The following is an 11,672-nucleotide window of genomic DNA, read 5'->3' on the forward strand; positions in this document are numbered from 1 at the left end:
ATGAGAGGTCCGTTGTCTTTGTTATTGTCGTTTCTTACGCTTTTTCGATGTGTAATTCCGTTGATTTATTGATTGATTTTGTAGATACTTCGAAAGTTTTGACTTGTTGTTATCTGTGAACTTTTCGTCTGTTTTGTCTGTGTTTACAGGAATGCTGAGTGGCTTTTCTTGTTCGGCAGGTAGAACGATTGTTTGTGGTGGAGTATGGAGTGAAGCGGCTGTGACCAAAGGTGTAACAGTGGCATGTTCTAGATCTGCATGTGGTTGCTGAACGGGATGAACATCTTTGATGACAAGTATTGGCCGCATCATGTCGTGGTCTTCGTGCTCAAGGAAATGACAATGCCACATGTAATGGCCTGTATGTTCTTTCCAATGCATGATAATTTTTGTGACCATACCAGCGTCTGTTTTTACGGTATCTTTCCAGCCGCGCTCATAATCACGAGGTGCCTCAGGTTCACCAGTAAATTCAAGTCTTCCTTCACTTTGAAAGAGTTCAACGTTGAATGGGCGGCGTTCAAGTATTTTAAACTGGATTAAGTGTACATGGATAGGGTGCGCGAAGGGGGTCGTATTGATTATATTCCAAACTTCAATGCTATCAATGGAGGGTTTTTCCGTAGTAGGTTCATGGTACATCCGATTATCCAAGAGTAGCATTGGTCTACCGAAATCATCTGTTGTTGCACTTAATGGCAAGTCTCGTTTAATATGTGCATGGTGCTCATGAAGATCCATTGATTCAGCCATACGCTCTGGGATTTGGCTTGTATCTTCTTCTCTTAAGGAAAGGTCAACCCTAATTTGCATAATGACATTTGTATGCTCGTTAGGAAACTCTGTATCTGTATTTAATAATGTGATTTCCTGACATTCAAAGTTTGAAAAATCAATGATAATGTCTGTTCTTTCCGCCGGTAGTAACTCAACTGAATCAATCGTAACCGGTTCTGTTAGAAATCCTCCATCTGTGCCAAGTTGAATGAGTGGTTGCCCATTTGAAAGACTTAGTACATAGCCCCTTCTATTAGATGCATTCAATATACGGAAGCGATATTTCCTAGGCTCAACACTTAAATAGGGCCAGACTTTTCCATTCACGGTGATTGTATTGCCAACAAATCCGGGTGTGATAGATGGGTGAACTGAAACTGGGAAAGGCGGTGCATCTGGATAAAAAATAGAGCCGTCCTCATTAAAGGAACGATCCTGAATCATTAGCGGAATTTCATAGGGTCCGCATGGAAGTTGAAGTCGTTCTTCGAGCGAATCGCGAAGAAGGTAAAAACCTGCAAGTCCCGCATAAACATTCAGCCTAGTAATACCCATTGTGTGGTCATGGTACCACATCGTTGTGCCAGGCTGATGATTTGTATATTCATGTACTTCTCTTTTGAATTTTGGTCCTGTATGGATATAATCTCTACTGTACCATGCCTCGGGGTTACCATCGCTTTCCCAGTCAACATTTGCGCCGTGTAAGTGGACAACTGTTCTTACTTCTTGTGAATCATTGACGCTGTGGAGCGTGAAATCTACGGGGAGAAAATGTTTTGTCGGTAATCTGTTATTATATTTAACATAAGTTGTTTGGTCTTTTTCCGCCTCGATTGTAGGTCCAGGATATAGCCCGTCATATCCCCAAATGGTAGACATTTGGAAATATTTATGGAAACGGTGCTTTGCTTCTTTCATTTGCAACTCATAATAACTGTTTTTAGGGTAGTAGGAATTACTGCGAGGTCTAGCCACAGATGGCTTTTTTAGTTGATCCACAAATTTAGGAATAGTATTTGGGTCAGATGGATTTACATCTTTATTCAAAAAACTCACTTCCTTTTTTATTCATTAACGTTTTCTTTTGTACACTTTAATCATATGGGCGAAAACAATAATGGAACTGGGCGAATGACGAATTTATTTGGGTGTGGGGATTAGGAGGATAATTAGATTGTTTTTTTGTAGGGGAATCGGCCATTTTATAGCCAATACTCATAATGAGCAAATCGGTAACATAAATATCTATCTACAAAAAAGTAGTAGTTGCTCTCTGCTCCAGCACCCGTGTAATCAGAGGGAAAGTGTCTAGAAACTACTAGTTATAAAGGGAGACAAGTTTCTATCAATGGATGTAAGCATTTTTTTTAAGAGCTTATTAAATAGTAGCGGGCTTTCGGATTAGATTGGAGTGGAGGCTGTGCTCTGTAGCTGAAGGCATTCGCCTTTCGCTACAGAGCACAGCTTCCTGGGGGATTAGCGTCTTAGGTGAGACCCTGGTGCGAGCGAAACAGGGGAACAAAGGCTAAAAACGTCACATCCTGTGACAACGCCTTTGTGACCAACTTCCTGTAGCTGACGCTGCGCTTTCGCTACAAAAAACATCTGTTGCCCCGAAGCGGCTCATCAGACGTCCACCGGAAATCGACCTACCACTATAATAGTAATGGCAGAAATTGGTTAATCGATACACCTGGAATCTTTTAAATTAAGAACATTAATACAAGAAAGTTTGTGATGAAAAGGCTATCATTTTTTGAAGAATAGAAAAAAACAAAAATAGTAGCTCGAATCATTTGAAAACGTTGGTATATCAACGTACAATATATAAAATTAGGAAACACGACAACGCTAATTTGGTGTATAATGTTGTGGTATGAGGAAAGAAAGCAGGTTGGCAAAAATGAAAAGCAAATTTGGACTATTATCAGTTATTGACACTCAAAAAGATCGAGCATATTTGTTCGGTGCAGTGCTCGGTTTAGAAGATCAGGTGAATATATGAAAAACTGGTTGATTTTCATTTCTGTTTTTACCGTTTCTTTGTCACTTGTCATTGCTGTTTTAGTACTCTGGAAGGCTGAGGCTCCTTTCCGTTCAATTGAAGAACAGGCTGAACAGTTGGCACTCGATGCCAAAGCCCTCGCAATTGTCTCGGAGTCTTATACTTACAATGGTAAAAATTCGTATGTCACTGTTTTCGGGGTAGACGAATATGGTGATAAAAAGGCTGTCTTTGTTCCATCGAATCTAGAAGAGGATTCGATTAAGGAAGTGTTTATAAAAGATGGTATTACGGAAAAGGAAGCATTATCGATTTTGAAAAATGAAGGAAATGTACAAAAAGTTCTACACATGAAATTAGGCTATGAAGAGCCTGGCGCCGTGTGGGAAGTGGCGTACTTAAACGATAAAGACAAGCTCAACTATGTCTATATATTGTTTAAGGACGGCGATTGGTGGCAACGCATTAAGAACTTATAAGAGGAGTAGATTCCGTATGAAAAATTTATTAGCTAACCGTGTAAAGACTTTAACACCATCTTCAACTTTAGCCATTACTGCAAAGGCTAAAGAATTAAAGGAACAAGGCATTGACGTAATCGGCTTAGGAGCTGGTGAACCAGATTTTAACACACCACGTAACATTTTAGACGCAGCTATTGAGTCTATGGAAAAAGGCCAAACAAAATACACTCCTGCTGGCGGTCTTCCAGTACTTAAAAAAGCAATCATCGACAAACTACAACGCGATAATAGCCTTACATATAAACCAAATGAAGTTATCGTAGGTATTGGTGCAAAACACATTCTTTATACGTTATTCCAAGTAATTTTAAATGAGGGCGATGAAGTCATCATCCCAATCCCATATTGGGTATCATATCCAGAGCAAGTGAAATTAGCAGGCGGTGTACCAGTTTATGTTGAAGGAACACGTGAACAGGGCTACAAAATTACTGCTGACCAATTACGCGCTGCTGTGACGGATAAAACAAAAGCTGTCATCATCAACTCACCAAGTAACCCATCAGGTATGATATATTCTCGTGAAGAGTTAGCAGAAATAGCAGCTGTTGCAGAAGAAAAAGATATTTTAATCGTGTCAGATGAAATTTACGAGAAGCTTGTATACAATGGTATTGAGCATTTTTCGATTGCGCAAATTTCTGACGCAGTGAAAGCACGTACAATTGTAGTAAACGGTGTAGCAAAATCTCACTCTATGACAGGCTGGCGTATCGGATATGCTGCTGGGGATGCAGAAATTATTAAACCAATGACTGACCTTGCATCACATTCTACTTCAAATGCAACAACAACGGCACAATATGCAACTGTGGAAGCATATAATGGGTCTCAAGAAACTGTAGAAGAAATGCGCCAAGCATTTGAATCTCGTCTTGAAAAAATTTATCCACAAGTTAGTGCAATTCCTGGTTTTAAAGTGTTAAAACCACAAGGTGCATTTTACTTATTACCAGACGTAGCAGAAGCTATGGAGAAAACTGGTTATGATTCAGTAGATGCATTTGCAGCAGACATTTTAACAGAAGCAAACGTAGCAGTGATTCCTGGCTCTGGTTTCGGTACACCTACTACAATGCGATTATCTTATGCTACATCTTTAGAATTATTAGAAGAAGCAGTCCGTCGTATTGATACTTTTGTAAAATCAAAATGGCAAGACTGATCCTTCTAAACGACTACGGAGGACCTATATGAAAAAAATTATGATTCAAGATATGCCAAAGCATATCGGAGAAACTGTAAAGTTAGGTGCTTGGTTATCTAACAAACGTTCAAGTGGTAAAATTGCCTTCTTACAACTTCGTGATGGTTCGGGCTTTGTACAAGGCGTTGTTGTCAAAGAAGAGGTAGGCGAAGAAATTTTAGCAATTGCCAAAGGTATGACACAAGAAACTTCTATGTACATTACAGGTGAAGTAAAAGCAGACGAACGCTCAAGCTTTGGCTGCGAGCTTTCAGTAACAGGTATTGAAGTAATTCATGCGGCACAAGATTTCCCGATTACACCAAAAGAGCATGGTACAGAATTCCTTATGGATAACCGTCATTTATGGTTACGTTCTCGTAAGCAACATGCTGTGATGAAAGTCCGCAACGAAATTATTCGTGCGACGTATGAGTTTTTCAATGTCAATGGCTTCACAAAAATGGATCCACCTATTTTAACTGGTTCAGCGCCTGAAGGTACTTCGGAGCTGTTCGCTACAAAATACTTTGATGAAGATGCCTACCTTTCTCAATCAGGTCAGCTTTATATGGAAGCGGCTGCGATGGCTTTAGGGAAAGTATTCTCATTTGGTCCAACATTCCGTGCAGAAAAGTCGAAAACTCGCCGTCACTTAATCGAGTTCTGGATGATCGAGCCGGAAATGGCTTTTGTTGAATTTGAAGAAAACTTAGAAGTGCAAGAACAATACGTATCTCATATCGTGCAATCAGTTTTAGCGAACTGCAAGATAGAGTTAGAGCGTCTTGGACGTGATACTTCAACTCTTGAAAATATCAAAGCGCCATTCCCACGTATATCTTATGATGATGCGATTAAACTATTACATGAACAAGGTTTTAACGATATTGAATGGGGTGATGACTTCGGCGCACCACATGAAACAGCGATTGCCAATTCATTTGACAAACCTGTATTCATCACTTGCTACCCAGTAGGCATCAAACCATTCTACATGCAACCACACCCAGATCGTGATGACGTTGTACTTTGTGCGGACTTAATCGCACCAGAGGGATACGGCGAAATTATCGGTGGTTCTGAGCGTATCCATGACTATGATTTACTAAAATCACGTCTTGAAGAACATAATTTATCTTTAGATGCGTATGCATGGTATTTAGAGCTTCGTAAACAAGGCTCTGTACCACATTCAGGCTTCGGTCTAGGATTAGAAAGAACAGTGGCATGGATTTCAGGAACAGAACATATTCGTGAAACAATTCCATTCCCTCGTTTATTAAATCGTCTATACCCATAATAGGTTAGAAAGAATTAACACCAATTAAAAAGTCGCGTAGTGAGCATGTTGGCTACGCGGCTTTTACTAACTTTTGCAAGAACAATTACGTAAAAGCTGTAATTGATAGAGAAGGAGTCATGCATAAATGAATACTAATAATAACCGGCTCCGCATGTGGACCGAGCAGGGGAATGTTATCGTTCCTCAGCTTTTTTTTCAGTTTTATAAGGAGTTAAATATAGAGGATGAAGAGGCACTCATTGTCATACATTTACTTGCCTTTCATATGGAGGGGAACAACTTCCCAACACCGAGTGATTTAACGAGCCGCTTGTCAATGTCTGATAATGAAATTTCAACTCGTTTACAACGTCTCATGCAAAAGGGCTTTCTTGAAATTTCACGCGATGTCGATGAAAGCGGAAGAATATATGAAAAATATTCGGTTTACCCGCTTTGGGAACGCATTATGCAGGCGATTGAAATGAAGGAACAAAAGCAATCGGCTGCGTCATTGCGTCAAGAAGAAGGGGAGATATTCCGTTTATTTGAAGAAGAAATGGGACGTCTTTTATCTCCTTTAGAGCTCGAAAAAATTGGTTCGTGGTTAGATGAGGACAAGCATAGTCCAGCACTTATTAAAGAGGCGTTGAAGGAAGCGGTATTTGCTAGTAAAATGAGCATTCGTTATATCGACCGAATTTTGCTGGAATGGAAAAAGAAAAATATTACGACACCGAAAGCCGCGCAAATTCAAAGTGAGCAATTCCGTGAGAAACAAAGCTTTAGTCGACAGCCGAATCACGCTTCGCAGCAAGAAATGCAGTCGACAAACAAAGTTCAGTTTTATAACTGGTTAGAAGAGAGAGAGTAGGGGGATATCGAGAATGTTAACGAAAAAGCAGTGGGAACATTGTTTAGCAGAGATGGATCGTATGTTTCCCGATGCACATTGTGAGCTTGTTCATGATAATCCATTTGAATTGACAATTGCTACGTTATTATCCGCACAGTGTACTGACGTGCTAGTCAATAAGGTCACAAAAACATTATTCCAAAAGTATAAAAAGCCTGAAGATTATCTTGCAGTGCCATTAGAGGAATTACAGCAAGATATTCGTTCAATTGGATTGTATCGCAATAAAGCGAAAAATATTCAATTACTTTGTGAGCGGTTGCTCGTAGAATACGGTGGGGAAATTCCGGCAAATCGTGAGGCGCTTGTGACGTTACCAGGCGTTGGGCGTAAGACTGCAAACGTGGTATTGTCTGTTGCATTTGATGTACCAGCACTTGCAGTAGATACGCATGTAGAACGTGTTTCAAAGCGTTTAGGGTTATGTAGGTGGAAGGACTCTGTTCTTGAAGTCGAAGAAACAATTATGAAAAAAACGCCTATTGAGAAATGGTCGAAAACACATCACCAGCTAATTTTCTTTGGTCGCTATCACTGCAAGGCACAAAACCCTGGCTGTCATGCATGCCCTTTATTAGCGGATTGCCGCGAGGGCCAAAAGCGTTTGAAAAAAGGGTTGGTGAAGGAAGTATGATCGGTTTTCGTGTAGAAGCAATTTCAAAAGAGGTCGTCGATACTTGGTTTGCAGAATGGGAAGCACTAGAGGCACGCATTCATGCAGCCCATGATACACGAAATGGCGAAGCAAAAGTCTTGATGGAAGAGGCAATTGTGCTATTTGAGCGTCTGCTGATTGATAGTGCAGACATGAGTGAATTGGCATTGGATTCTTCTGAAACCTATGAAGTAATGCCAATTAATGGGGCGGAGCGCTTAGCCTTTATTAAGACAAAGCCGGGTCAATATGCGTGTTACCGACAGCTTGATGAGTTATTTAAAGAAACGAAAAAACGTACCGCACGCCTACGATTACAGGCGGCGAAGAAATAGAATGGTCGGGCAGCTACTTTAAAAGTGGCTGCTTTTTTAATTGGGGAAGAGTGTGAGACGGATAAATCAGAGGAAGTGACGGATAAGAAGTGAAGAGTGACGGATAAAATAGAAAAAGTGACGGATAGAATAATGAAAGAGACGGATAGGACAAATTTTTCAACAAAAAAGCAGGGCAGTCATCACTTGATGCTGCCCTGCTTTAACGTTATTCGGCTACTCCATCCTCTTCCTCATTTGGAGTTGGAGGTTGAGTTGGCGGTGTTGGTGGCGTTGTTTCGGGTTGACCTCCACTATTGCCATTTCCATTGCCTTGGTTTCCATTGTTGTTTCCATTATTGTTATTGCCGTTACCGTTGTTGTTGTTTCCGTTATTATTACCACTACCTTGATTATTGTTGCTATTATCATTTTCATCAGGTGGTAAAGGTATTCCTATATCTGGTGTTTCTGGTTCTTCAGGTTTTTTATCTTCATCAGTCATACTTGTCACTTCAATCGAAGTTGTACCTGGTTCACTTCGGACATCATTAACAATAGCTATGACTGAAATAACATATTTGCCTTCAGAAAGGTTATTAGCAACTGTCAGTCCGTTACTTTCTGTAGTATCAAGCACTTTTGTTTCGCCGCCCTCAAGAGAAGCTGTTACTTCGAATTTGACAGGCAGTGGTTCGTTTGTTTCTTCATCTATCGTTGGATCATGTGACCAGCTAATATTGATAGATTGCGCACCTAAATCTAGGTCAGCCCTTACGTTATATGGGGCAGAAATTGTTGGTGCTTCAAATTCGCTTGAGACTTCAGTAGGCTCAGTACCACGTACAAATAACTCTGTTTGACGTTTTTCAACAGGTGTAAATTCACTTGCTAATTTCAATGGTTTTGTGCCAATTTCGACTGTTGCTTCTACAACAGAACTTGGTTTTTTGAAACGTGCTGTTTCAACGTCAGCCGATAATTCGCTCATAATATCCTTAAACAGATATTGAGGTAAACGTCGCTCATCCCAAGTTGTGATAGGCTCAGATCGTTTTTCATAACCACTCCAAATAGCAATTGAGTAGTTCGTTGAATAACCTGCAAACCAAGAATCTGGCACACTTGTACTTGGTAAATTATATTTGTTAAATTCATCTGTTGAATAGTTGGTTGTTCCTGTTTTACCAGCGATATCTAAGCCTGATACTTTAGCATACGAGCCAGACGCGTCTGGTTTGTTACTAACAACGTCACGAAGCATATCTGTCACCATATAAGCTGTGGCATCACTCATCGCTACATTTTTTCCTGGTGTATAATCTTTCGATGTTTTGCCATCACGGTAAACAATTTTTTTAATTGCATGTGGATCCGTGTATACACCGTCATTCCCGAAGGCAGCGTAAGAAGCAGCCATTTGGATTGGAGACATTGAAATAGCGCCCCCACCGATTGCATCTGCCTCGTATACATTTTTCGTTTCAATCCCTAAGCGACCGATAAATTCTTTTGCTTTATCAGTGCCGACTTCTTTAAATGCTTGGACTGCTGGTACGTTACGTGATGCATAAAGGGCTCTTCGTGCAGACATTGAACCCATATATTTCCCATCCCAGTTTGTAATGGTTTGGTTTGATTTAGTATATTTCATAGGTTCATCGACAAGTGTATGACCTGTCGACCATTTTAAATATTCAATGGCAGGGCCGTAATCGAGTAAAGGTTTCATTGTTGAACCTGGATGATTCTGAGTTAAGTCATCGGCATAGTTGAAGCCACGCTCTGCGCCGTAATTACGTCCACCGCCCACTGCTAAAATCTGACCTGTTTTTGTATCCACTACACCTACACCAGATTCAATGTTTTCTGTTGGGAAGTTGCGATCATCATTCATAATGTCTTCAACTACTTGTTGTGCCTTAGGGTCAAGTGTTGTGTATACTTTAATTCCTTCAGCCATAGCTGAGCCATCACCGTTTTCTTCAAGCTCGTTGATGACGATATCTAAGAAGGCATCATATTTTGTGCCGGCAAAAGTTTGACGAGTCTCTTCATCGGCAAGACCTGCTTGAACGTCAACTGCTTTTGCTTCTTCCATTTCTGCTTTAGTGATTTTCCCATGTTGGTGCATTAAGCCTAAAACAATGTTACGACGTTTTTCGGCACGCTCAGGATTTTTAATTGGATTATAAGCATTTGGTAGTTGCACCATACCAGCAAGCAGTGCTTCTTCGTCCAATGATAATTCACTTAATTCTTTACCGTAGAAATATTGCGCCGCTGTACCAAAGCCGTAAATACGACCAGACATCAGCATCTTGTTAAAGTACATTTCAAAAATTTCTTCTTTTGAATACTTGCGTTCAAGTTGGAAGGCAAGCCAAGCCTCTTGAGCCTTACGTTTTAATTTTTTTTCATTTTGTAAAAATGAGTTTTTGACAACTTGTTGTGTTAGAGTGGAAGCCCCTTGAGCACCAAATCCATCACGTATATTGGCAAGAATGGCACCACCAAGACGATAGAAATCCATACCATGATGTTTGAAAAAGCGTACATCCTCTGTGGCAAGGATGGCGTTCACCATATCCTCAGGTATATCTTCGAATTTGACGTATTTTCGATTTTCTACACCAATTGTTGCGAATTTGTCTCCGTTCTTATCGTAAAACTCAGAGGAAACGGGATCTTTTAATAGTTCCTCATCAAGTTCAGGTGCTGTACTCGCATAAAAAGCAAATAAACCAGCACCGGCTACTAAACCGGCCACTCCTAAAAATAGTACTGTTAAGAAAATCCGTTTTAGCCATAGTTTTAGTGGTGTTTTGGGTGTTTCTTTTTTATTTTTTCTCGCGCGGGCTTTTTTAAGTTCTCCGCGTGTTTGACGACGTTCAGTCATTCTATAATCTCCTCACTTTCAAAACCTAGTTTTTAGATTCGATGAACCGCTGTAAAACTTTTAAATAGTCGATTCGTGGATAGTAGCTTGTCTGAATTTCATAAGCTTCTTGCTCGATCTGTGTCAGTGGAATTGACTTGCGTTCACCCTTTTCCATAGCACTCCAGGCTTTTTGTAAAACTTCGTATGGCACGATAAAATAGCGCTCAAGTGCTGAAAAACGCATGATAATAAAGGCCACACCTAATTGTTCCGTTACTTGTTGCATATGTGTCATTTGGTGCGTATGAATATTTTTTAATGGAAAACTCGTTTTAGAGGAGGTTTCCTTCGCATCAAAATCGACATAATACCCGTTCCACACACCATTGTAGTCTGTTGTCGATGGCGTTCGAAAATATGCTTCCTTGATGACAGCTGCACTTCTTGATGGATACTCTACTTTGACGATTTGTACGGGAACAGGTTTCTTGTGAATTATGGCAAGTCGCTTGTTCAGATAATAAGCGTTTGCTTCATCGATTTCATCTTCTAATGTTTTTCCGCGGTTACTAAAGGAATAGTCTTTTTCCTTTTCCGTCTTTTCAGCTTTAGAAATAGGGGGTTTCGGCGTGTAAACTTTCCCATTCGGATAGCGAATTGTCACTTGTTATCACCTTCTATAATACTGCTATTATACACGATATATTATCATGAATCAGTAGTAGACTCCTACTTAATAGGCGGTAGAAATAACCAAAAAAACCGAGGTGTTTATGAATTTTAAAATATTTAGCGAATTAATTCTTCTTTCCTCCAACTTCCTCTTATTTTGTCACACATGAAGGTAATTCTATACATGTGCGGAATACAAATACATAAGAAAAAGGGGGCGTTACGTTGAACAAGTTGGAACAATTAGTTGCGCAGTTGGATTTCGTCAATCAATTACTTTTAACGAGAGTATCATTGGAAAACAACGTACACAGCATGCAATTTTTTGTGCAAATTGAATCACTAAATCAGAAAGTAAGCTTAGCAGAAAAAAGTAGGCAAGTAAAGAATACTTGTTCCCCTAACAGTAGTGAAAATCGATAGACTTTGGTACACTAGCCTCATATGGAATTCG

The 11,672-nt window shown here is 40.0% G+C and carries 10 protein-coding genes; 7 read left to right on the forward strand and 3 right to left on the reverse strand.

Annotated elements, in window-relative coordinates; genetic code table 11:
* Positions 1-21: 21 nt before the first annotated feature.
* Entirely contained in the window at positions 22-1,827 is a 1,806-nt protein-coding gene (locus ACIQZG_RS14485) for a multicopper oxidase family protein (protein ID WP_402756112.1), read from the reverse strand.
* A 954-nt stretch (positions 1,828-2,781) separates the two neighbouring features.
* Between ACIQZG_RS14485 and ACIQZG_RS14490 the strand changes: the two genes are divergently transcribed.
* From ACIQZG_RS14490 to ACIQZG_RS14515, 6 genes are all read left to right on the forward strand, one after another.
* Positions 2,782-3,264, forward strand: coding sequence for a cell wall elongation regulator TseB-like domain-containing protein (locus ACIQZG_RS14490; protein WP_402756114.1), 483 nt, complete (start codon positions 2,782-2,784; stop codon positions 3,262-3,264).
* Positions 3,265-3,280: 16 nt separating this feature from the next.
* A complete protein-coding gene (locus tag ACIQZG_RS14495) occupies positions 3,281-4,474 on the forward strand; it encodes a pyridoxal phosphate-dependent aminotransferase (RefSeq protein ID WP_402756116.1) in 1,194 nt (397 codons plus the stop codon).
* Between the two features lie 28 nt (positions 4,475-4,502).
* Positions 4,503-5,798: an asparagine--tRNA ligase gene (asnS, locus tag ACIQZG_RS14500; RefSeq protein ID WP_402756118.1), complete on the forward strand. Its 1,296-nt coding sequence runs from the start codon at positions 4,503-4,505 to the stop codon at positions 5,796-5,798.
* A 127-nt stretch (positions 5,799-5,925) separates the two neighbouring features.
* The gene (locus tag ACIQZG_RS14505) at positions 5,926-6,654 is read left to right on the forward strand and encodes a DnaD domain protein (RefSeq protein WP_402756120.1); all 729 of its coding nucleotides are present in this window, start codon (positions 5,926-5,928) and stop codon (positions 6,652-6,654) included.
* Between the two features lie 13 nt (positions 6,655-6,667).
* On the forward strand, positions 6,668-7,330 hold the full coding sequence (gene nth / locus ACIQZG_RS14510) for an endonuclease III (protein ID WP_402756121.1): 663 nt from the start codon (positions 6,668-6,670) through the stop codon (positions 7,328-7,330).
* The gene (locus tag ACIQZG_RS14515; RefSeq protein WP_402756123.1) at positions 7,327-7,686 is read left to right on the forward strand and encodes a YpoC family protein; all 360 of its coding nucleotides are present in this window, start codon (positions 7,327-7,329) and stop codon (positions 7,684-7,686) included. The genes nth and ACIQZG_RS14515 overlap by 4 nt, the downstream gene beginning before the upstream one ends.
* A gap of 208 nt (positions 7,687-7,894) precedes the next feature.
* Here ACIQZG_RS14515 and ACIQZG_RS14520 read toward each other — a convergent pair whose 3' ends face one another.
* A complete protein-coding gene (locus ACIQZG_RS14520; protein ID WP_402756125.1) occupies positions 7,895-10,564 on the reverse strand; it encodes a transglycosylase domain-containing protein in 2,670 nt (889 codons plus the stop codon).
* A gap of 25 nt (positions 10,565-10,589) precedes the next feature.
* Complete coding sequence (recU, locus tag ACIQZG_RS14525; protein WP_402756127.1) at positions 10,590-11,210, reverse strand: Holliday junction resolvase RecU; 621 nt, start codon at positions 11,208-11,210, stop codon at positions 10,590-10,592.
* Between the two features lie 233 nt (positions 11,211-11,443).
* Between recU and ACIQZG_RS14530 the strand changes: the two genes are divergently transcribed.
* A complete protein-coding gene (locus tag ACIQZG_RS14530) occupies positions 11,444-11,641 on the forward strand; it encodes an endonuclease (protein ID WP_402756129.1) in 198 nt (65 codons plus the stop codon).
* Positions 11,642-11,672 lie beyond the last annotated feature (31 nt).

Source organism: Lysinibacillus sp. NPDC096418 (genome assembly GCF_044762775.1).
In the GTDB taxonomy this organism is placed as follows: Bacteria; Bacillota; Bacilli; order Bacillales_A; family Planococcaceae; genus Lysinibacillus.